At 61.0% G+C, this 20,344-nt stretch carries 21 protein-coding genes; 6 read left to right on the top strand and 15 right to left on the bottom strand.

Annotation, left to right across the window (positions count from 1 at the left end; genetic code table 11):
* Positions 1-156 precede the first annotated feature (156 nt).
* The gene (locus tag GKQ23_RS12635) at positions 157-426 is read right to left on the bottom strand and encodes a DUF333 domain-containing protein (RefSeq protein WP_212408398.1); all 270 of its coding nucleotides are present in this window, start codon (positions 424-426) and stop codon (positions 157-159) included.
* 303 nt (positions 427-729) lie between these two features.
* On the opposite strand from GKQ23_RS12635, the gene GKQ23_RS12640 reads away from it, so the two are divergent.
* Positions 730-1,023, top strand: coding sequence for a putative quinol monooxygenase (locus GKQ23_RS12640; RefSeq protein ID WP_101505962.1), 294 nt, complete (start codon positions 730-732; stop codon positions 1,021-1,023).
* A gap of 109 nt (positions 1,024-1,132) precedes the next feature.
* Here GKQ23_RS12640 and dbpA read toward each other — a convergent pair whose 3' ends face one another.
* The gene (gene dbpA / locus GKQ23_RS12645) at positions 1,133-2,512 is read right to left on the bottom strand and encodes an ATP-dependent RNA helicase DbpA (protein ID WP_212408399.1); all 1,380 of its coding nucleotides are present in this window, start codon (positions 2,510-2,512) and stop codon (positions 1,133-1,135) included.
* Positions 2,513-2,774: 262 nt separating this feature from the next.
* Between dbpA and ttcA the strand changes: the two genes are divergently transcribed.
* On the top strand, positions 2,775-3,704 hold the full coding sequence (ttcA, locus tag GKQ23_RS12650; protein ID WP_212408400.1) for a tRNA 2-thiocytidine(32) synthetase TtcA: 930 nt from the start codon (positions 2,775-2,777) through the stop codon (positions 3,702-3,704).
* 28 nt (positions 3,705-3,732) lie between these two features.
* Here the strand turns inward: ttcA and GKQ23_RS12655 are convergent, their stop codons facing one another.
* Together GKQ23_RS12655 and zntB are read right to left on the bottom strand one after the other, a co-directional pair.
* Complete coding sequence (locus GKQ23_RS12655; protein WP_199177654.1) at positions 3,733-3,891, bottom strand: hypothetical protein; 159 nt, start codon at positions 3,889-3,891, stop codon at positions 3,733-3,735.
* Between the two features lie 275 nt (positions 3,892-4,166).
* Positions 4,167-5,150: a zinc transporter ZntB gene (gene zntB / locus GKQ23_RS12660; RefSeq protein WP_212408401.1), complete on the bottom strand. Its 984-nt coding sequence runs from the start codon at positions 5,148-5,150 to the stop codon at positions 4,167-4,169.
* A gap of 339 nt (positions 5,151-5,489) precedes the next feature.
* Between zntB and bglF the strand changes: the two genes are divergently transcribed.
* Both bglF and GKQ23_RS12670 read left to right on the top strand, forming a co-directional pair.
* A complete protein-coding gene (gene bglF / locus GKQ23_RS12665) occupies positions 5,490-7,382 on the top strand; it encodes a PTS beta-glucoside transporter subunit IIABC (RefSeq protein ID WP_212411787.1) in 1,893 nt (630 codons plus the stop codon).
* Positions 7,383-7,403: 21 nt separating this feature from the next.
* Positions 7,404-8,798 carry a glycoside hydrolase family 1 protein gene (locus tag GKQ23_RS12670; protein ID WP_212408402.1) on the top strand — a complete coding sequence of 465 codons (1,395 nt, stop codon included), beginning with the start codon at positions 7,404-7,406 and terminating at the stop codon, positions 8,796-8,798.
* A gap of 109 nt (positions 8,799-8,907) precedes the next feature.
* Here GKQ23_RS12670 and licT read toward each other — a convergent pair whose 3' ends face one another.
* From licT to GKQ23_RS12690, 4 genes are all read right to left on the bottom strand, one after another.
* Positions 8,908-9,771 (bottom strand): BglG family transcription antiterminator LicT, encoded by an 864-nt coding sequence (gene licT, locus GKQ23_RS12675; RefSeq protein WP_101505957.1) that lies wholly within the window; start codon positions 9,769-9,771, stop codon positions 8,908-8,910.
* Positions 9,772-9,935: 164 nt separating this feature from the next.
* The gene (locus tag GKQ23_RS12680) at positions 9,936-10,259 is read right to left on the bottom strand and encodes a hypothetical protein (RefSeq protein ID WP_212408403.1); all 324 of its coding nucleotides are present in this window, start codon (positions 10,257-10,259) and stop codon (positions 9,936-9,938) included.
* A 301-nt stretch (positions 10,260-10,560) separates the two neighbouring features.
* Positions 10,561-10,686 (bottom strand): Hok/Gef family protein, encoded by a 126-nt coding sequence (locus GKQ23_RS23885; protein WP_233208971.1) that lies wholly within the window; start codon positions 10,684-10,686, stop codon positions 10,561-10,563.
* A gap of 433 nt (positions 10,687-11,119) precedes the next feature.
* On the bottom strand, positions 11,120-12,733 hold the full coding sequence (locus GKQ23_RS12690) for an ABC transporter substrate-binding protein (RefSeq protein WP_056238218.1): 1,614 nt from the start codon (positions 12,731-12,733) through the stop codon (positions 11,120-11,122).
* 185 nt (positions 12,734-12,918) lie between these two features.
* Between GKQ23_RS12690 and mpaA the strand changes: the two genes are divergently transcribed.
* Positions 12,919-13,626 carry a murein tripeptide amidase MpaA gene (mpaA, locus tag GKQ23_RS12695; RefSeq protein WP_212408404.1) on the top strand — a complete coding sequence of 236 codons (708 nt, stop codon included), beginning with the start codon at positions 12,919-12,921 and terminating at the stop codon, positions 13,624-13,626.
* Here mpaA and ycjG read toward each other — a convergent pair.
* Positions 13,623-14,588: an L-Ala-D/L-Glu epimerase gene (ycjG, locus tag GKQ23_RS12700; RefSeq protein ID WP_212408405.1), complete on the bottom strand. Its 966-nt coding sequence runs from the start codon at positions 14,586-14,588 to the stop codon at positions 13,623-13,625. The genes mpaA and ycjG overlap by 4 nt on opposite strands.
* A 165-nt stretch (positions 14,589-14,753) precedes the next feature.
* Here ycjG and tpx point away from each other — a divergent pair, with 165 nt between their 5' ends.
* Complete coding sequence (tpx, locus tag GKQ23_RS12705; protein WP_056238230.1) at positions 14,754-15,257, top strand: thiol peroxidase; 504 nt, start codon at positions 14,754-14,756, stop codon at positions 15,255-15,257.
* A gap of 62 nt (positions 15,258-15,319) precedes the next feature.
* Here tpx and tyrR read toward each other — a convergent pair whose 3' ends face one another.
* The 6 genes from tyrR to pspB form a co-directional block, all read right to left on the bottom strand.
* Entirely contained in the window at positions 15,320-16,885 is a 1,566-nt protein-coding gene (gene tyrR / locus GKQ23_RS12710) for a transcriptional regulator TyrR (RefSeq protein WP_056238233.1), read from the bottom strand.
* A 114-nt stretch (positions 16,886-16,999) separates the two neighbouring features.
* Positions 17,000-18,058: a TIGR01620 family protein gene (locus GKQ23_RS12715; RefSeq protein ID WP_212408406.1), complete on the bottom strand. Its 1,059-nt coding sequence runs from the start codon at positions 18,056-18,058 to the stop codon at positions 17,000-17,002.
* Positions 18,055-19,452 (bottom strand): YcjX family protein, encoded by a 1,398-nt coding sequence (locus GKQ23_RS12720; protein WP_212408407.1) that lies wholly within the window; start codon positions 19,450-19,452, stop codon positions 18,055-18,057. Before GKQ23_RS12720 ends, GKQ23_RS12715 begins: the two co-directional genes overlap by 4 nt.
* A gap of 31 nt (positions 19,453-19,483) precedes the next feature.
* Positions 19,484-19,732: a phage shock protein PspD gene (gene pspD / locus GKQ23_RS12725; protein WP_056238240.1), complete on the bottom strand. Its 249-nt coding sequence runs from the start codon at positions 19,730-19,732 to the stop codon at positions 19,484-19,486.
* Between the two features lie 43 nt (positions 19,733-19,775).
* The gene (gene pspC / locus GKQ23_RS12730; protein ID WP_056238243.1) at positions 19,776-20,120 is read right to left on the bottom strand and encodes an envelope stress response membrane protein PspC; all 345 of its coding nucleotides are present in this window, start codon (positions 20,118-20,120) and stop codon (positions 19,776-19,778) included.
* Complete coding sequence (gene pspB / locus GKQ23_RS12735) at positions 20,117-20,344, bottom strand: envelope stress response membrane protein PspB (protein ID WP_056238247.1); 228 nt, start codon at positions 20,342-20,344, stop codon at positions 20,117-20,119. The genes pspC and pspB overlap by 4 nt, the downstream gene beginning before the upstream one ends.

Consider the following 20,344-nt stretch of genomic DNA (forward strand, 5'->3'; position numbering starts at 1 on the left):
CCAGGTGCGCAGGCTAAGCCGGTCAGCGTTGAATAAAGAGAGCATCTGAAACGGCCCGCACGCGTTCGTGGAACTAAGCGTGCGCAGGTGCCGTCGGTGAAACTTGTACGCAGGTGCCGTCAGTGAAACTCCACTCACAGGTGCGGTGAGTGAAGCTTAGCGCGCGCAGGTGCCGTTAAGCAGCGCGCTTTCACCGCAGCGGCGGCCGTTGGTCAGCTGACACATGCCTACCGAACTGCCGTCGAGCTGGCGCGACAGCGCCAGGGTGCCGCCGGCGTTCTCGCAGTTGCTGGCGGCCAGATCGGCCATCGCCACCCGAGCCGGAACGTGGGCTGCCGTGGCCTGCTGCGGCGGTTCATTATCGCTGCTGCTGCAGGCGGACAACAGCAGGACGGCCGTTGCCAGAAGAAGTTTCGCGGCTTTCATGGTGGATCTCCGGTTCGGAAGGCGGTAAGGGCTCAACGAGAATAGGCTACCTTGCACAGCAGGTCGATAGCTGTCACGATTTTTTACAAAATCAAAAGTTCGCATCTGGCAATAGGCACGCCTCTGAATTTCAACCACGTTTCGCAGCAGCCGAACCACTCCGGCGATTAAATACGGCGAATTTCGTAAAAATACGATAGCCTGAAATGCTTGTGGTAGTGCCGGGCTGCTGTGTCAGACTCGCCGACCAGACTACGTTGCGATGGTCACTCCATCGCTGTTATGAAGAGAAAAGGAACCGTTATGACCGATAAGCAGGTATTAATTATTGCCACCCTGACTGCCAAAGCCGGTAAAGGTGACGAACTGGCGAAAGTGCTGCAGGCCTGCGTAGGGCCAAGCCACGCCGAGGCAGGCAACGTGCATTACGATCTCTACCGCAGCGAAGCCAACCCGGATGCGTTCCTGTTCCATGAGACCTGGAAGAGCGTGGCCGCCGTGGCCGAACACGAGCAGCAGCCGCACTACCTGGCGCTGCAGCAGGGCGCGGCGCCACTGCTGGCGGCAGCACCGGTGGTCAGCAAGATTTCTGTCTAAGCATCTGGTTGATCCCAATATTACCGCACGCTGTTAACGCGGGCGGTAATATTCCGGGTCAAATGGCGAACGCTGATGCCAGCGTCAGGCTCCCTGTCCGACCGCCGGCTTACTTCATCAGCATCGCGCGGCAGGATTTACCTTTGATCTTCACCTGCTGCAGCTGTTTCATCACCTGGCGGGCCAGCGACTGGCGCACCGCCACATAGGCGTGATTCGGCGCAATCTCGATTTTACCCACCTGATCGCCCTTCAGCCCGCCGTCGCCGGTCAGCGCACCCAGAATATCCCCCGGGCGGATTTTAGCCTTACGTCCGCCGTCAATGCACAGCGTGGCCATTTCCGCCGGCAGCGCCACCGTCGCCACCGACTTCAGCTCGCTGACGCTGCGCCACTGCAGTTTTTGCTGCAGCAGATCTTCCAGCGCGTGGGCGCGTGCCATCTCGTCCGGCGCCACCAGGCTGGCGGCAAAGCCCTCCTGCCCGGCGCGTGCGGTACGGCCGATGCGGTGCACGTGCACCTCCGGATCGAAGGAGAGCTGATAGTTGACCACCATCTCCAGCGATTTGATATCGAGTCCGCGCGCGGCGACGTCGGTGGCCACCAGCACCCGGCAGCTGGCGTTAGAGAAGCGTACCAGCACGCGATCGCGATCGCGCTGTTCGAGGTCGCCGTGCAGCGCCAGCGCGCTGATCTGCGCGCTTTCCAGCGCGGCTGCGATGTCGTCGCACTCGCGGCGGGTGTTACAGAACACCACGCAGGAGGCCGGCCTGCGCTGGCTGAGCAGGCCGGTCAGCGCCTGCAGCTTCTCCCGCGAGCCGGCCTCATAGAACACCTGCTCGATGGCAGGCAGATCGGAGACGTCGCCGGTTTCCACGGTCAGCGGGTCGCGCTGGATACGCTGGCTGATCTGCGCGATATCCTGCGGCCAGGTGGCGGAGAACAGCAGCGTCTGCCGCTGCGGTGGGCAGTAGCTGACGATCTCGTTGATGTCGTCACGGAAGCCCATCTCCAGCATGCGGTCGGCCTCGTCCAGCACCAGCGTTTTGACGCCGTCGAGCCTGAGGGTTTCGCGCTTCAGGTGATCGAGAATGCGCCCCGGGGTGCCGACCACGATATGCGGCGCGTGGACCAGCGAGTCGCGCTGCGCGCTGACCGGCTGGCCGCCGCACAGCGTCAGGATCTTGATATTGGCGGTAAAGCGCGCCAGCCGGCGCAGCTCTTTGCTGACCTGATCGGCCAGTTCACGGGTCGGACAGAGGACCAGCGCCTGGGTGGCGTACTGGCTGGCGTCAATCACGTGCATCACGCCGAGGCCGAAAGCGGCGGTTTTGCCGCTGCCGGTTTTGGCCTGGGCACGCACGTCACGTCCGGCGAGGATCGCCGGCAGCGCCGCGGCCTGCACCGGGGTCATCGCGGTGTAGCCCAGCTCGTTAAGGTTGTCGATCTGGCTGGCGGGCAGTTGGGTCAGGGTGGAAAAAGCAGTCACGGGATGATTCTCAAAACAGCAAAGGAAGATGGCGCGGATTGTAGCAGATAACCCGTCCGCAGGGCGACTTTCCGCGCGGACGCCCCGCCCGGCTGCCCGCTGCGGGGGCATATCCTGCCCGGCCAGCGATCGTGTGCGGTTAATGCACCACAAATCGTGCTGGAATTCCCCCGCGGAATCCGTACCATACACGCCATCAGGGCTTACCCACCGTGTTCGTGGGGCAATCCCGCCACTATTTCCGAGTTGAGAACGTCAGAATATGCTATCGAATCCAGAGACCGCCAAAAAAGATCAATACAACCTGAACAAGCTGCAGAAGCGCCTGCGGCGTAACGTCGGCCAGGCGATTGCCGACTTCAATATGATCGAAGAGGGCGACCGCATTATGGTCTGCCTGTCAGGCGGTAAAGACAGCTACACCATGCTGGAGATCCTGCGCAGCCTGCAGCAGAGCGCGCCGATTTCGTTCTCGCTGGTGGCGGTCAATCTCGATCAGAAGCAGCCGGGCTTCCCGGGCCATATTCTGCCGGAGTATCTGGAACAGCAGGGCGTGGAGTATAAGATCGTTGAAGAGAACACCTACGCCATCGTGAAAGAGAAGATCCCGGAAGGCAAAACCACCTGTTCACTCTGCTCGCGCCTGCGCCGCGGTATTCTCTACCGCACCGCCACCGAACTGGGCTGTACCAAGATCGCCCTCGGCCACCACCGCGACGATATCCTGCAGACGCTGTTCCTGAATATGTTCTACGGCGGCAAGATGAAGGGCATGCCGCCAAAGCTGATGAGCGACGACGGTAAACATATCGTGATCCGCCCGCTGGCCTACTGCCGCGAGAAGGATATCGAACGCTTCGCTATCGCCCGCGAATACCCGATTATCCCATGCAACCTGTGCGGTTCGCAGCCCAACCTGCAGCGTCAGGTGGTGGGCGAAATGCTGCGCGACTGGGATAAACGCTATCCGGGACGCATTGAAACCATGTTCAGCGCCATGCAGAACGTGGTGCCGTCACACCTTGCCGACCATCAGCTGTTCGACTTCAGGAACATTCAGCACGGCAGCGAGGTCGTCGACGGCGGCGATCTGGCCTTTGACCGCGAAACGCTGCCGGTGCAGCCGGCCGGCTGGCAGCCGGAAGAGCAGGATGACGCGCCGGTGCGTCTCGACGTGCTGGAAATTCGCTAAGCCAATCCTGCCCTGCCTGCACGCTGTCTTAACGGTGCGCCGGCGGGTCAATAATCGGGTGTGGATCGATCGGCGGCGGATCGGGCAGTGACGGGTCCGGCGGCGGCGTCGGCTGCGGTCCGGGGATCGGCAGCGGGTCGCTGAGCGGTTCTGAGCTGCGAATGTGCGGATGGATAGCGGATAACATGGCGTCCTCCTCGGTAAGGTCGAACCTTAAGCGTAGAAGATCTGGCCCGGCTGGCAAACCGGCAAAAAAAAACCGGCCAGCGGCCGGCGTCGTGCGAATTAAATGCGCTGAGCATCAATTCTAAAAGGAAGTCAGACAATATGGAGCGTAACGCCCATCGCTTGACGTTACATTCACCTGCGAGATGAAGTTTGCCGCGAAGCCGTCGCGGCGTTATTGATTTCGATCAGGTTCCGCACGCTTTCCGCGATTTAATCTGCTGTCTTTGTGTTTTTTCACAGCCATTTACGTCGCCGTAACCACCATGCAACGCCGGAAACCAGCAGCGCTAACAGCAGGCAGAAAATGCCAAAACCATAGCGCCACTCGCCCCCGGGAATGCCGCCGAGGTTCACGCCGAACAGGCCGGTGAGGAAGGTGGTCGGCAGGAAGATCATCGCCATCAGCGACATGGTGTAGGTACGGCGATTCATCGCCTCCGCCATTACCGTGCTGATCTCATCGGACAGCACCCCGGTACGCGCCACGCTGGCGTCCAGATCGTCCAGCCCGCGCCCCAGCCGGTCGGCGATATCCTGCATGCGGCGGCGGTCGTCGTCGCTCATCCACGGCAGGCGCTCGCTGGCCAGCCGCGAAAAGACGTCGCGCTGCGGCGCCATATACCTGCGCATAATAATCAGCTGCTTGCGAATTAAAGCCAGCTCGCCGCGCGGCGGCACGCGCTGGTCAACCACCGCGTCCTCCAGCTCGATGATTTTATCGTGCAGGTCCTCGATAAACTCGCTGGTGTGGTCGGTCAGCGCGTCACAGACGTCCACCAGCCAGCTGCCGCCGTCGGTAGGTCCGTTGCCGTTGTTCAGGTCGGTCAGCACTTCATCGATGGCGAACACCTTGCGGCGGCGCGTCGAGACGATCAGCTTTTCGTTGATAAACACCCGGATCACCACCAGCTGATCGGGACGCGACTCGCTGTTGAGATTCACGCTGCGCAGGGTGATCATCGTGCCGTCGCCCAGCCGGCTGACCCGCGGCCGCATGCTGTCACCGCCCAGCGCATCCCTGACCGCATCCGGCAGCAGCGGCGTCGACATCAGCCAGTCGGCGCTGGCGCGGTGGGTGTAGTTCAGATGCAGCCAGCACGGACGGTCGCAATGGACCACTTCGCTGTTCTCAATCGGGATCAGCCCGCCCTTCCCGTCCAGCTGGCAGGAGATAATGGCGTCTGATACCTGTAACGCATTGCCTGAAATTGACTCCATTGTGTCTCCGGATTCAGCATAATCAATGCGATACAGTTTAGCCTGTCCGCCCAGGCTTGCATAATCGCACGCGCGGCAACAGCGGTGAGAAAGCGTATCAAACTGCTACCAAAAGCGGATCGCGGTCACGAAAATCAGTTTTGATCTGCCACATCTCTTGCTAATTATCCGCCGCTGGGGAACTATCGCTGCACTAAAAACAGGATTGCTACTGAGCTTCAGGCAAAACCTAAATCGCTTTTCTTGCGCCCGTCGGGCCCTGCAGAGGCGATTTAGGTTTTTTTTTGGCCTGAATTCGGTAACGGCCGCATGACAAGATGTCTGAACCAGGAGCGTACAATGAAGTATCAGGGGTTATCAGAAGAGATTCTGCAGGGCGTTGGCGGCAAAGAGAACATCATCTCGGTGATGCACTGTGCCACCCGCCTGCGTTTCAAACTTAAAGACAGCAAAAAAGCCGACACCGCCGGGCTGAAAGACAACGCCGGGGTAATCATGGTGGTAGAGAGCGGCGGCCAGTATCAGGTGGTGATTGGCAACCACGTCAGTGACGTCTATCAGGCGCTGCTGAAGATCGCAGGCCTGGGAGACGGTGCCGACAGCAGCGACGACGGCCAGCAGAAAGGGTCGCTGTTTGCCCGCTTTATCGATATCGTCTCCGGCATCTTTACCCCGTTTGTCGGCGTAATGGCGGCGGCCGGTATTCTGAAAGGCCTGCTGGCGCTGGCGCTGGCCTTTAGCCTGACCACCGAAGCCTCCGGCACATATATCACTCTGTTCGCCGCCAGCGACGCGGTGTTCTACTTCCTGCCGGTGATCCTCGGCTACAGCGCCGGTAAAAAGTTTGGCGGCAACCCGTTTATCACCATGATTATCGGCGCTGCGCTGATCCATCCGTCGATGATGGCCGCCTTTACCGCCGCCCAGGCCGGCAGCGCACCGCTGCACTTCTTCGGCGTGCCGATGATCCTGATTAACTACAGTTCGTCGGTGATCCCGATTATCTTCGCCGCATGGTTCTCCTGCGTGATCGAGCGCCTGATCCATCAGCGCCTGCCGTCGGCGATCCGCAACTTCACCACCCCGCTGATCTGCCTGGCTGTCGTGGTGCCGGTGACCTTCCTGGTGATCGGCCCGGCCGCCACCTGGGTTAGCGAGCTGCTGGCGGCGGGCTATCTGCACGCCTACACCTTCAGCCCAACCTTTGCCGGCGCGTTTATGGGTGCCTTCTGGCAGGTGTGCGTGATCTTCGGTCTGCACTGGGGCCTGGTGCCGATTATGCTTAACAACCTGGCGGTGCACGGTGCCGATACCCTGCTGCCGCTGCTGATGCCGGCGGTGCTCGGCCAGGCCGGCGCCACGCTGGGCGTACTGCTGCGTACCCGTGACCTGAAGCTGAAAGGCATTGCCGCCTCGGCGTTCAGCGCCAGCCTGTTTGGTATTACCGAACCGGCGGTGTACGGCGTCACCTTACCCAAGCGCCGTCCGTTTATCTTCGGCTGCATCGGCGGCGCGATGGGTGCCGCGGTGCTCGGCTTCTGGCACACCACCAGCTACTCCTTTGGCCTGCCGTCGGTATTTACCTTCAGCCAGGTGGTGCCAAAAACCGGTTTTGACGCCAGCGTGATGGCGGCCTTTGCCGGCGCGCTGATCGCCTTTGGCTTTGCCGCGGTAACCACCGCGCTGTTTGGTTTACCGAATGAGGCCGTTGCGGCTGCACAGGCCGCGGCGCCTGCTGCTGCCGAATCCGCCCCGGTTAACCCCGATCTGCTGAATAAGGCGTCGCTGGCCAGCCCAATGACCGGCGCGGTTGTAGCTCTGGAACAGGTGGCCGACGAAACCTTTGCCAGCGGCCTGCTGGGCAAAGGTATCGCTATCAAACCCACCGAAGGCCGGGTCTATTCGCCGGTTAACGGCACGGTCGCCTCGCTGTTCCGCACCCGCCATGCGATTGGCCTGGAAGCGGAAAACGGTGCGGAGGTGCTGATCCACGTTGGCATCGATACGGTGAAGCTGGATGGTCAGCACTTTATTGCCCACGTTAAGCAGGACGACAGCGTGCGCGTCGGCGACCTGCTGATCGAATTCGATATCCCGGCGATTACCGCCGCAGGCTATGACCTGACCACCCCGGTGCTGGTCAGCAACAGCGATGACTATATTGACGTGCTGGCCGCCAGCCCGCAGCCCGACGTGGCCGCCGGTGAGCCGCTGCTGACGCTGATTAAATAAATTTTCATAAGGAGAATCATCATGACTCAACGTTTCCCACAACACTTCCTCTGGGGCGGTGCGGTTGCCGCTAACCAGGTTGAAGGCGCATGGCAGGCCGATGGCAAGGGCATCTCCACCTCCGATCTGCAGCCGCACGGCATTTTCGGTGAACGCGTGGAGCGTCAGGCTGGCGATTTCGGTATTAAAGACGAGGCGATCGACTTCTACCACCGCTACCCGGAGGACATCAGGCTGTTCGCCGAGATGGGCTTCACCGTGCTGCGCACCTCCATCGCCTGGACGCGCATCTTCCCGGAAGGTGACGAAGCGCAGCCGAACGAGGCGGGCCTGGCCTTCTACGATCGCCTGTTCGATGAGATGGCGAAGTACAACATCAAGCCGCTGGTGACCCTCTCCCACTACGAGATGCCGTACGGGCTGATTAAAAAGTACGGCGGCTGGGGCAGCCGTACCACCATCGACTGTTTCGTGAATTACGCAGAGACCGTGTTTACGCGTTACAAAGACAAGGTGAAGCACTGGCTGACCTTTAACGAGATCAACATGTCGCTGCACGCGCCGTTCACCGGCGTCGGTCTGCCGGAAGAGAGCAATAAGCAGGCGGTGTATCAGGCGATTCACCACCAGCTGGTGGCCAGCGCCCGCGCGGTAAAAGCCTGTCATACCCTGATCCCGGACGCTAAAATCGGCAATATGCTGCTGGGTGCGATGCTCTATCCGCTGACCTGCAAACCGGCCGACGTGCTGGAAACGCTGGCGCAGAACCGCGACTGGCTGTTCTTCGGCGACGTGCAGACGCGCGGCTACTACCCGTCCTACATGAACCGCTACTTTAAACAGCAGGGTATCACCCTGGAAATCAGCGAGCAGGACAAGGCCGACCTGCGCGAGCCGATCGATTTTATCTCTTTCAGCTACTATATGACCGGCTGCGTAACCACCGACGAAGAGCACAACCAGAAAGCGCGCGCCAATATCCTGAACATGGTGCCGAACCCGCACCTGGCCAGTTCAGAGTGGGGCTGGCAGATTGACCCGGAAGGGCTGCGCTATCTGATGAACGTGCTGTATGACCGCTACCAGAAGCCGCTGTTTATCGTCGAAAACGGCCTGGGCGCGCGCGATACGGTGGAAGCTGACGGTTCGATCAACGATGACTACCGCATCGCTTACCTGAACGATCACCTGGTGCAGGTGCGTGAAGCGATTGAAGACGGTGTTGAAGTGCTGGGCTACACCTGCTGGGGGCCGATCGACCTGGTCAGCGCCTCGAAAGCGGAGTTCTCCAAGCGTTACGGCTTTATCTACGTCGATCGCGACGACCAGGGCAACGGCACCCTCGCCCGCAGCCGCAAGAAAAGCTTCTTCTGGTATCAGGACGTGATTAAAACCCACGGTGAATCACTGAAGTAAAAAACATAAGGGCAGCGATTCGCTGCCCTGTTTGTTTGCGTGCCCGGTTAATGACGTTGCCTGTACCAGCCCTCTGCGGCCTCCCTGCCGCCACCATCATGCGCTAGCGTTACGCTTCGTCCGCACTCTCATCCAGCGCCAGCGTCTCCTTACGCACCCGTTCAATATGAATGGTGAGGAACATGCGTTCTTCGCTGCCCAGCGCGTAGTCATAGTTTTTCATCACGTGGCGGTCGATCTTCTCCACGCACTTGTAGGCGGCGGGATAACGCTCACGTACCACGTCGTGCAGTGAATCATCGTCGCTGTAGACGCCGCGTTTGCCAAGCATGCGCTGCGAGAAGAACTTAAGGTGGGTGACAAAGCGGTTATAGCTCAGCGAGTCGGTCTGATAGTCCAGCTGCAGCTGGTACTTTACGATATGCAGGATCTCCTGCATAAATCTGGTGATATGCATTACCGCCGGCATCTCACTGCCCAGCTGCGCGTTAACCAGGTGCAGGGCAATAAAACCGGCTTCATCGTCCGGCAGCCTGACCTTCAGCCGTTTTTCGATGATATCCAGCGCCGCCAGACCAATGCCGTACTCTTTCGGATAGAGGCTGCGGATTTCCCACTGCAACACGTTGCGGATCGGCAGGTTTTGCTGGTGGCGCGTCAGGGCAAAGTTAACGTGATCGGTCAGCGCTATCGCCAGGCTGTCGTGCAGCGCGCCGCTGAGCTGCTCGCGCGCCAGCGCGATAATACATTCCGAGGCGATAACCACCTCCAGCGGGATCTCAGAGAGCAGCTCGGTTAAGCGCCCGGTCAGTTCATGGCTTTTCAGGGCGAAGGTTTTTTCCACCAGCTGCGGGTCCAGCTCGTCGCCCGCGCGTTTTTTAAACGCCAGACCGCGCCCCATTACCACCTGTTCCTGGCCCTGCTGGTCATGCACGATGACCACATTATTATTAAGTACTTTCGCTATTATCATTTTTTTGGCCTGAAAACAAAAAAACCCGACCGCCGGTGGAGTCCGGAGATCAGGTTTTGCCTGCGTAAATGCAGTAACAATCCAGTAGTGGTAACACGATAATCCTTTATACGACCGTCTCAAGCGGTCAGAGGCTGAAATGTGATTCAGCTCGCGATCTGTTTTCAGCCAGGCTGCGTACACTTTGCCTGGGTTAACGCCTGCAGCTGTTTTTCCCGCTTGTCGGCCTGGCTTTGCGCCCGCGCCTTAGCGATACCGTTACCTACCCCGAAGTCCAGTAACACTCCGACCACCGTCAGACCGTCGAATTCGCCTTTCTTATCAATCTGCTGCTGCACCTGCTGCTGTTCAGCCGTCAGCTTCTGCGCGCCCTGGCAGTCCAGCTGGGTTTGCTGCACGTTGCTCAACGGCGGCGAGTCGGGATAGCTTTTCACTGCGCAGCCGCTGAGCAGCAGGCTGACGGTCAGCAGGCCGGTTATTGTTTTCATGATGAGACCCTGATGGTGTAAGAGTGGCTGATTATGGCAGCGCGGCCCGCGGGCAATAGGTCGAACAGCAGCGTTAAGGGGGGGTATTTCCTGGCGATAAAAAGATGAGTTTTCTTCGCAGTTGGTAAAAAACTTCGGATAAACCTGACCATTCATATCCTGCGAAATAAATAACAGCTAAAAACCATCGGGTTAATAAAAAAAGCGCTCTCCGCATCTGTGAAGAGCGCTTGATAAAAGCGCCTGGGTGCAAAACTCCATCAGTCCTGATAAGGCGGGCTTACCCCCGCCTTAAAACAGACTACTTACCGTCAGATCCGCAAGCCAGTCTGGCTGCCACCTCCCTTTCTCCATCCTTCAGCCTTAACTCACACAGCGAGCGCCGCGTCAGGAGCGTGAATATCAGTAATGTTATACACAGTATCAATACGCACCCGATCAGGGGGTTGTTCGGCAGTTTCATGACCGTCTTCTCCTTGCCTTGAGGCAGGTAAGAGGCTATCCTGATGTTGTTGAGCATAGGGTAGGCCTCGGGGTTAATGAAAATTAACTTCGGGGCTTTTCTACTTTATGCCACAGACAAATCAGCATTTCTGCACGTCGCCCGGGCAAAAAGCCGCAAGCGCCGCGGTTATTATACCGCCAGATACCAACATGTTTCCAGGAGCAGTAAGCGCGTATTTAAAAGGCCAGCAGTTTAATATGTCGCATTAATCGCCCGTATTTACCGAAGCAACTCAATAATATTAACAACAGCTTAACGCCTTCACTCCGCCGCCCCGACCTGCCATTAAAAAAAGGCCAGCGGTTTCTCCGCTGGCCTTTACTTTAATTACCGCTAACCGTTAAATATCCCGTTATCAGTGCTGCACAATATACAGCTGACGGCTGTAAGCCACGTCTTCCGGGTTATTAATTGGATAACCTTTCACGTAAGGCTTAATTAACCGTCCGTTGGTGTACTGATAGATCGGTGCAATCGGCGCCTGGTCGGCAATTAACTGTTCGGCACGGTTGTAGGCGGCGTTGCGCGCCTGCGCATCGGTCAGCTGGCTGGCCTGGGCGAGAATAGCGTCGTACTCTTTGCTGTTAAAGCGCGAGATATTGCCGCTGTGGGTTGAACCCAGCAGGCTGAGGAAGGTGGAGGGCTCGTTGTAATCACCGACCCAGGAGGCGCGGATCACGTCAAAGTTACCGCTGCTGCGGCTGTCGATGTAGGTTTTCCACTCCTGGTTCTGCAGCTTAACGTTAACCCCCAGGTTCTTCTTCCACATTGAGGCCACGGCGATGGCGATCTTCTGGTTATTCTCGGAGGAGTTATACAGCAGGGTCAGATCGAGCGGCTTCGACGGCCCGTAGCCCGCCGCCGCCAGCAGCGCCTTAGCCTGCAGATTCAGTTCCGCCTGGCTGTGCTGCTGAATAAAGCTGGCCTTCGGGCTGAAGCCGGCGGTAACGTCCGGGGTAAAGTGCCAGGCGGGCTTTTCACCGCTGCCGACCACTTTGCCGGCGATAATCTGCCGGTCGATGCTCCATGAGAGCGCCTGGCGCACGCGGGCGTCGGCGGTGGGCCCTTTCCGGGTGTTAAACGCGTAGTAGTAGGTGCCCAGCTGGTCCGGGGTGTAGACCTGGCCCGGCAGCTGCTTTTTCAGCATGGCAAACTGCTCTTTCGGGAAGGATTCGGTGATGTCGATCTCGCCGGCCCGGTAGCGTTTCGCCGCGCTGGACTCGGAGCTGAGCGGCAGGAAGGTCACTTTAGTCAGCACCGAGTGGGCGTCATCCCAGTAATGGCTATTGCGCACCAGCACCAGCTTCTCATTCACTACCCGGCTTTCCAGCTGATAGGCTCCGTTACCCACCAGGTTGCCCGGCCGCGTCCACTGCTCGCCGAACCCGGCAATCACCTTCTGCGGCACCGGGAACAGGCTGAAGTTGCTGGTCAGGCTGGCGAACCACGGCAGCGGCTTGTCCAGCGTCACCTTAAGGTGGGTGGCATCCACCGCGCTGACGCCGAGTTTATCCGCGCTCATTTCGCCTTTGACGATCGCCGCCGCATTTTCTATCCCCGCCAGCGCGGCGAACCACGCGAAGGTGGAGCTGGTTTTCGGGTCGACCAGCCGCTGCCAGCTGTAAACAAAGTCGGCAGCGGTGACAGGGTCACCGTTTGACCAGCGCGCGTCTTTACGCAGGGTGAAAATCCAGGTTTTGTTATCGCTGGTCTGCCAGCTGGTCGCGACGCCGGGTACGGTTTTACCGCTGGCGTCCTGGCTGGTCAGCCCCTCAAACAGATCGCGGATCACCGGGATCTCCGGCAGACCGACCGCTTTGGCCGGATCGAGCGAGGCGGGCTCGTCTTTAATATGACGGATAACCTCCTGACTGGCGGCCAGCGGGGTGCCCGCCGGCACCTCGGCGGCCAGCGAAGCAAAACTCAGGCACGCCGCCAGCGCGCCCAGCGTAAATCGGGTTTTCTGCATCCTGAACTTCTCCATGCCTGTGCCGGCGGCGGGCGCACTACCGTAGCCGCGCCGCGGGGTAACTGAGGAAAACGACTGCTGGCACTGTAGCGTAAAATGTTGTCAGACCGACAGACTTTTCAACGGGATGTGTTTCGCGCCGCAAATTTATGCCACAGTGAAGGGCCAACATTGAGGAGCCGACTATGTTAAACCACCAGCCGCGCCCGCTGCGCGGGCCACTCGACCTTGCGGTGCAGCAGTACGGTAGCTCGGTGCTCGGCGCACCGTTACTGTGGTTTCCGGCGCTGCAGGCCGATGCCGACAGCGGGCTGATCCTTGCCGGCACCCACGGTGACGAAACCGCCAGTATCGTCACCCTCTCCTGTGCCCTGCGCACGCTGCCGGAGGCGCTGCGCCGCCACCACGTGGTGCTGGCGGTGAACCCGGACGGCTGCCAGCTGGGGCTGCGCGCCAACGCGCGCGGGGTGGACCTGAACCGCAATTTTCCGGCGGCCAACTGGCAGCCCGGTGAGACGGTATATCGCTGGAACAGCGCGGCAGATGAACGTGACGTGCGGCTGTCCAGCGGCGGGCAGGCCGGTTCCGAGCCGGAGACCCAGGCGTTGTGCCAGCTGATCCATCAGCTGCAGCCGCGCTGGGTGGTCACCTTCCACGAGCCGCTGGCCTGTATTGAAGATCCGCAGGCCAGCCCGCTCGGCCACTGGCTGGCAGAGCAGACCGCGCTGCCGCTGGTCAGCAGCGTCGGCTACGCCACACCCGGCTCGTTTGGCAGCTGGTGCGCCGACCTCAGCCTGCCGGTGATCACCGCCGAGCTCCCGGCCATCTCGACCGATGAGGCCAGCGAACGTTATCTGACGGCGATGACCGCCCTGCTGCGCTGGCAGGCTTAGAGCTGGATGCGCCCGCCGTGAAAATCCAGTGCCGGATCGGCGTCCACCGCCAGCCAGGTGGGGCCATCGAGATCGGCAAAGCGCACCCTTGGTGCCAGCGGCAGCGCGGCGCGGATCGCCCTTGAGGTGCAGAGCATACATCCCAGCATCAGCGAAAATCCCTGCGCCTGCGCCGCATCGGCCAGTGCCAGCGCTTCGGTCAGCCCGCCGGTTTTGTCCAGCTTGATGTTGACCATCTCATAGCGCCCGCGCAGCGCCGGCAGGCTGTCACGGGTGTGGCAGCTCTCATCGGCGCAGATCGGCAGCGGGTGGATAAAGGTCTCTAATGCGGCGTCTTCGCCGGCGGGCAGCGGCTGTTCCAGCATGGCGATATTGAGGTCGGCCAGCAGCTGGCAGCGTTCAGCCAGCCCCTCGCCGTGCCATGATTCGTTAGCGTCAACGAGCAGCGTCGCCTCCGGCACCGCCGCGCGGATCGCCACCAGCCGTTCGGCGATCAGGTGGTTATCGAGCTTAATTTTCAGCAGGCGCGCGCCGTTTTCCCACAGCGCCAGCGCGCTGCTGGCCATCATCTGCGGCAGGTCGATGGTGACGGTTTGCGCGGTCTCCACCCGCGCCGGGGCGCTGGCTGCCGTCAGTTGCCACAGGCTGCGGCCGCTCAGTTGCGCCTCCAGCTGCCACAGCGCACTGTCAATGGCGTTGCGGGCAGCCCCGGCCGGCAGCGCCTGTTGCAGTTCTGCGCGGCTCATACCCTGCTGCAGCGCGGCGATCAGCGGGGCAATCTGCGCCAGTACTGAACCTTCGGTTTCGCCGTAGCGCCCGTATGGCGTGGACTCGCCCTGCACCCTGATGCCCTGTTCTTCCAGCTCCACCACCACCACCGCTGCCTCGCTGCGGCTGCCGCGGGCAATGACAAACGGCGTGTGCAGGGGCCAGCTTTCCGGGTAAACCTTGACCGTTCTCATCGTCACCTTCCTGTTCAGGTTTGATACCCGCCATATCTTCAGTCCATACACGCATAACGCCGGGCGAACCCTCACTGCTATGCGTCTGTTTTTTTACTGTTTCCCCGCCGCGGCATGACATACACTGGGGGCGCTTAAACACCATTAACATACAAAGGATAGTTTATGTCTCAGACCGTACATTTTCAGGGCAACCCGGTTGCCGTCGATGGCCTGCTGCCGGCCCCGGGCCAGGTAGCCAAACCCTTCACCCTGGTAGCCAAAGACCTTTCCGATGTGGCGCTGTCCAGCTTCGCCGGCAAGCGCAAGGTACTGAATATCTTCCCAAGCATTGATACCGGCGTGTGTGCCGCCTCGGTGCGTAAATTTAACCAGCTGGCCGGCGACGCGGAAAACACCGTGGTGCTGTGCATCTCCGCCGACCTGCCGTTTGCGCAGTCACGCTTCTGCGGCGCGGAAGGCCTGAACAACGTGGTAACCCTCTCCACCCTGCGCGGCGCGAGCTTCATCCAGGACTACGGCGTGGCGATCGCAGCTGGCCCGCTGAGCGGCCTGGCGGCACGTGCGGTAGTGGTGCTGGACGAGCAGGATAACGTGATTTACAGCGAGCTGGTGAATGAAATCACCACCGAGCCGGACTACGATGCGGCCCTGGCGGCGCTGAAGTAATCTCTGCGGGCCGCCCCTCCGGGCGGCCCGTTGTTTTCCCAGCCGGATCGCCGGTTTCCGCGTTACTCCCCGTCGCTTTTCTTCTGGCTCAGGCCATACTCACGCAGCTTATTGGCGATCGCCGTATGCGAGACGCCCAGCCGTTTGGCCAGTTTGCGGGTGCTCGGATAGGAGAGATAGAGCCGGGTCAGCACCGAACGTTCAAAGCGGCTGGTGATGTCATCCAGCGATCCTTCGATCGCCTCATCACCCAGCGGCATCTCCAGCGCATATTCCGGCAGCACGATATCCTGCGGCCGCAGTTCGTAGCCTTCCAGCTGGGTGAGCGCCCGGTACAGCGTATTTTTCAGCTGGCGCACGTTGCCCGGCCAGGTGTAACGGGTCAGAAATGCGTTCAGCTGCGGTGACAGTTTAGGCCGCGCCATGCCCTGCTCATCGGCAAAGCGGGCGACGAACAGGTCGGTGAGCGGCAGAATGTCCTGCGGACGATCGCGCAGCGGCGGCAGGTTCAGCGTCAGCACGTTCAGCCGATAGAACAGGTCTTCACGGAACTCGCCGCGCTGCACCAGCTCCAGCAGATTTTTCTGCGTGGCGCAGATCACCCGCACGTTGACGTGTACCTCGTGCTCTTCACCCACCCGGCGGAAGGTGCCGTCGTTGAGGAAGCGCAGCAGCTTGGTCTGCATGCGCGGGGACATCTCGCCGATCTCATCCAGCAGCACCGAACCGCCGCTGGCCTGCTCAAAGAACCCTTTTTTACCTTCCAGCGCGTTCGGGTAAGCCCCGGCGGCGTGACCAAACAGCTCGCTTTCTGCCACGTCGTCCGGCAGCGAGGCACAGTTAAGCGCCAGGAACGGGTTTTTACCGCGCGCGCTGCGCAGATGGCAGGCGCGCGCCAGCATATCCTTGCCGGTGCCGGTGTCGCCGACGATCAGCAGCGGCGCGTCGAGCATCGCCAGCTTGCGCGCCTGATCGACCACCTGCCGCATCTTACCGCTGACGGCGACGATATGCTGGAATTCGCTGTCGTCGTTGACCGCGAGGTTCTGCAGCTGCTGCCCCATGCGCGCGGTTGACTTGAGCATCACCACCCCGCCGACCGGCATCACCGTTTGCTGCTCATCATCACGGCCGTAAATTGGGGTAATCTCCAGCAGGAAATCGCGCCCCTGCAGCACCACGTGATGCGCCTGAGCGGTAATCTGCTCGCTCTCCAGCCAGCGGGTGAAGTTGAACCCGCCGATCAGCGCGCCCGCGCTGTGGCTGCGGATTTTCTCTTCGTTGAGATCGAACAACGACTGCGCCGCCGGGTTAGCCAGCTCCACTTTGCCTTTCATATCGATGGAGAACACCGGCTCCGGCAGCGCCACCAGCAGCGCGCTCAGCGCCCGGTGCTCGCGCTCTGAGGGCAGAAACGCCACGGTGCGCACGTCGGTTACGCCGGGGATGCGGCGGATTTCCGCCATCAGCTGGCTGAACTGCTCGAAGCCGATGGTGGAGAAGTTGAGGTAGATGCGGCCGATGGCGGCAATTTCGATGCCGCGCAGGTCGATAGCGCGCTCCACCAGCAGGTCCAGCAGTTCGCGGGTCAGACCAATCCGGTCCTTACAAAAGACTTCAAGACGCATATGTTTTAACCTTCGTGAACGGCAGCAGGGTCATTAACGCCAATCATACGCTATCCCCTGTTTGTCCAGAAGTGGTGTGTCAGCATAAGTTGACACGCAACCCCTGCTTTTGTGTTACTTCGCGTTTTTATCGCGCGCCAGCGTCTCTTTTAACTGCCCCAGCAGCTCGCGGCGGAAATCGCCGAGGCGGGGTTTATCCTCCTCAAGCCACGGCAGCGGGCGGCACAGCTCCATCGCTTTAATGCCTAACCGGGCTGTCAGCAGGCCGGCACCAATGCCCTGCGCGGCGCGGGCGGAGAGGCGCGCCGCCAGATCCTGCGACATCCAGTCCATGCCCACTTCGCGCACCAGTTCAGAGGCGCCGGCAAAAGCGATATTGATTAATACCAGGCGAAACAGACGGATACGGCTGAAGTAGCCCAGCTCAATGCCGTACAACGCCGCAATCCGGTTCACCAGACGCAGGTTGCGCCAGGCGATAAACGCCATGTCTACCAGCGCCAGCGGGCTGACGGCGATCATCAGGGTCGACTCGGCGGCGCAGCGGCTGATTTCGCGGCGCGCCTGGCTGTCCAGCTGCGGCTGCACCAGCCGGGCATAGAGCATCACCACTTCACGATCGTTATGGGTTTCGTGCAGCGCAGCCTGCCAGCGCTGTAACGCCGGGTTGCCAGCGTCCAGCCCGGCCTGCCGCGCCAGCCGTTCACAGAACGCCCGCCCTTCACCGGGGGCCTGGCTGTTGAGCAGCCCGCGCGCCACGTCACGCTCCTCCGCCCGCTCGCGCAGGCGATACAGACGCCGCCACTCGGCGATCAGCGATCCGGCACCGGCGACGACGATCAGTCCCCCGGCCACGCCGCCGGCCAGCGCGATCCACTGCTGCTCAAGCCACGCCTGATGCAGCCACTGTCCGCCCTGCGCCAGAACGCTGACGCCAGACAGCGCCAGCCCGGCCAGCGCAATGCGGCGCCACAGGCTGCGCTTCGGACGCAGCGCCGCTTCAACCGCCTGCTCGCCCGCGCCTTCGGCGGCCAGCACCTCGTCATCCGGCTCAGCCGCTACGACAAAATCCGGCTCCCCGGCGTTAAACGCCTGCGACGGCCGCAGCTGCGGCTCGGGCTTATCCTGCAGCGGGCTGGCAAAATCAACCCGCGGTTTGATCGGTGTGCTCATCGCAGCTTATCTCCCAGTAAAAATTCCAGCGCGGCATCCATGCGGATATGCGGCAGCGGCCGGTCAATGTCCAGCGGCTGCGGCCGGAACTGATCAAAATGAAACCCCTGCTGCTGCCAGAACGCCTGACCGGGCAGGCGCGGCGGCACGTCGCCCGGGTAGACGGTCAGCGGCGCGTTATCGTCCAGCCGGTGGCCGCGCAGCGCCGGAACCCGCTCGCCGTTATGCTCAACGTGGCCGCTTTGCGTCGCCTGCACCGCGGCCAGGCCAAGGCACTCCATGCTGATGCCTTCGAACGCGGCATTCTGCCAGGCGTCCTGCACCAGCTGCTGTAGCAGCGACACAAGGTTGGCGTGTTGATCGACGGTAACGTGGTCAGATTTGGTGGCGGCGAACAGCAGCCGGTCGATAACCGGTGAGAACAGGCGGCGGAACAGCGTGCGCTGGCCGTAAGAGAAGCTTTGCATCAGCTGGGTCAGCGCCAGCCGCATATCGTTAAACGCCTGTGGCCCGCTGTTAAGCGGCTGCAGGCAGTCAACCAGCACCACCTGCCGGTCAAAGCGCAGGAAGTGATTTTTATAGAAGCCTTTCACCACGTGCTGACAGTAGTAATGGTAACGGGCGCGCAGCATGCCGATATTGCTGCCGGCGTCGGCCTGCATCAGCTGGCTTTCGCTGCCCTCACCGATCTGCGGCCACGGGAAGAACTGCAGCGCCGGCGCACCGGCCATCTCCCCCGGCAGCACAAAGCGCCCCGGCTGGATAAAGTGCAGCCCTTCCCGCTTGCAGTGCTGCAGGTATTCGGTCCAGGCGGCGGCGATCTCCGCCAGGCGGTTTTCATCGGCGGGGGCGAAAGGGTCCAGTCCGTCCACCAGCTGCTGCCAGCGCTGCGCCCACGCCGCGCGGTCGCCGTGCAGCAGGCCGGTCATCTGCCGCGACCAGCTCAGGTAGTCCTGCGCCAGCATCGGCAGGTCGAGCAGCCACTCGCCGGGGTAGTCAACGATCTCAAGGTAGAGCGTCGAGGTGTCTTTGAAATGGCGCAACAGCGAGTCACGCGAACGGAAGCGCAGCGCCAGCCGCGTTTCGCTGACGCCACGGGTTGGCACCGGCCAGGCGGGCGGGTCGCCGTACAGCTGCGCCAGCCCCTCATCGTAGCTGAAACGGGGGATCCCGAGATCGCGCTGCGGCACGCGCTTAACCCCCAACAGCCGCCCTTCGCGCACGGCGCTGAACATCGGCAGCCGCGCGCCGTTGTTGACCTGCAAAAGTTGATTGACCAGTGAGGTAATAAAAGCGGTTTTGCCGCTGCGGCTTAAACCGGTAACGGCCAGCCGTAAATGGCGATCCACGCCGCGGTTGACCAGAGACAGTAGTTCAGTTTGCAGTCGTTTCATCTGTGCCCGGGCACCTCCGTTTAAATTTTCCTTATTTTAACACAGTGTCCGCCGGGGCGTTTTTCAGCCAGCGGCCGGCAATGCCGCGCATCGCCCGGCGCAGCAGCGGTTCCAGCGCCCAGGCCAGCAGGATCCTGAGCGGCCGGCGGGCCACCGACTTCACCGCCCAGCCGCTGATGCCGGCCGGGCCGGCGGTAATGGCGGTGAGCAGGATAAATTTTCCGGCCTTCTTCATTGCCGGCGCGGCCTGCTGCCGCGCAACCTGTTGCCACTGACGCATAGATTTCTCCCGTTGCTGGCGGAGCCGTGGCTCCGCGATGCGATTACAGCTGGCTGAACCGGCTGCGCACGCTGAAGGTCTCGGAGGTGACGTAGCGCTCAACGTCACGCAGACGCTGCTCACCCCGCTGCAGCTCGTTGCCGAGCTGGTTTAACAGTTGCCCGGCGTTCAGCTGCGCCGCCTGCTGCTCCTGCGGCATCTCGTCCAGCACCCACGCCAGCACGAAGTAGGCGATCAGGGTGAACATAAACAGCCCGAAGATCATCGACAGCACCACGATCACCCGCACCAGCCGCACCGGAATATCCAGGTACTGCGCGATACCGGCGCAGACGCCTTTGATTTTACCCTGCGCCGGAATGCGCCAGAGCTTTTTCCCGTTGCTCATGGCTGCCTCCAGTTCGGATGTTCGGCGTCAAGAATGGCTTCCAGCGCCTGGATGCGGTCGGTCATCTTTTTCGCCTCCAGGTTCAACTGCTGCAGACGCTGCAGATCGCCCTGCGACAGGGCGGCCCCGCTGCTCTGCCGGTTGCTGTAGTGCAGCCACAGCCAGATCGGCGCGACGAACAGTACAAATATCGTCAGGGGGATGGCTAAAAATAACGCGCTCAT

This window comes from Erwinia sp. E602 (genome assembly GCF_018141005.1).
In the GTDB taxonomy this organism is placed as follows: Bacteria; Pseudomonadota; Gammaproteobacteria; order Enterobacterales; family Enterobacteriaceae; genus Erwinia.

Coding starts and splice junctions, on each gene's coding strand:
- GKQ23_RS12640 (WP_101505962.1), top strand. CDS start 730: ATGACCGATAAGCAGGTATTAATTATTGCCACCCTGACTGCCAAAGCC.
- GKQ23_RS12635 (WP_212408398.1), bottom strand. CDS start 426: ATGAAAGCCGCGAAACTTCTTCTGGCAACGGCCGTCCTGCTGTTGTCC.
- licT (WP_101505957.1), bottom strand. CDS start 9,771: ATGATAATAGCGAAAGTACTTAATAATAATGTGGTCATCGTGCATGAC.
- tyrR (WP_056238233.1), bottom strand. CDS start 16,885: ATGCGTCTTGAAGTCTTTTGTAAGGACCGGATTGGTCTGACCCGCGAA.
- GKQ23_RS12680 (WP_212408403.1), bottom strand. CDS start 10,259: ATGAAAACAATAACCGGCCTGCTGACCGTCAGCCTGCTGCTCAGCGGC.
- ttcA (WP_212408400.1), top strand. CDS start 2,775: ATGCTATCGAATCCAGAGACCGCCAAAAAAGATCAATACAACCTGAAC.
- ycjG (WP_212408405.1), bottom strand. CDS start 14,588: ATGAGAACGGTCAAGGTTTACCCGGAAAGCTGGCCCCTGCACACGCCG.
- pspD (WP_056238240.1), bottom strand. CDS start 19,732: ATGCGTCAGTGGCAACAGGTTGCGCGGCAGCAGGCCGCGCCGGCAATG.
- pspC (WP_056238243.1), bottom strand. CDS start 20,120: ATGAGCAACGGGAAAAAGCTCTGGCGCATTCCGGCGCAGGGTAAAATC.
- GKQ23_RS12690 (WP_056238218.1), bottom strand. CDS start 12,733: ATGCAGAAAACCCGATTTACGCTGGGCGCGCTGGCGGCGTGCCTGAGT.
- tpx (WP_056238230.1), top strand. CDS start 14,754: ATGTCTCAGACCGTACATTTTCAGGGCAACCCGGTTGCCGTCGATGGC.
- zntB (WP_212408401.1), bottom strand. CDS start 5,150: ATGGAGTCAATTTCAGGCAATGCGTTACAGGTATCAGACGCCATTATC.
- GKQ23_RS12655 (WP_199177654.1), bottom strand. CDS start 3,891: ATGTTATCCGCTATCCATCCGCACATTCGCAGCTCAGAACCGCTCAGC.
- GKQ23_RS12670 (WP_212408402.1), top strand. CDS start 7,404: ATGACTCAACGTTTCCCACAACACTTCCTCTGGGGCGGTGCGGTTGCC.
- mpaA (WP_212408404.1), top strand. CDS start 12,919: ATGTTAAACCACCAGCCGCGCCCGCTGCGCGGGCCACTCGACCTTGCG.
- GKQ23_RS12715 (WP_212408406.1), bottom strand. CDS start 18,058: ATGAGCACACCGATCAAACCGCGGGTTGATTTTGCCAGCCCGCTGCAG.
- bglF (WP_212411787.1), top strand. CDS start 5,490: ATGAAGTATCAGGGGTTATCAGAAGAGATTCTGCAGGGCGTTGGCGGC.
- GKQ23_RS12720 (WP_212408407.1), bottom strand. CDS start 19,452: ATGAAACGACTGCAAACTGAACTACTGTCTCTGGTCAACCGCGGCGTG.
- pspB (WP_056238247.1), bottom strand. CDS start 20,344: ATGAGCGCGTTATTTTTAGCCATCCCCCTGACGATATTTGTACTGTTC.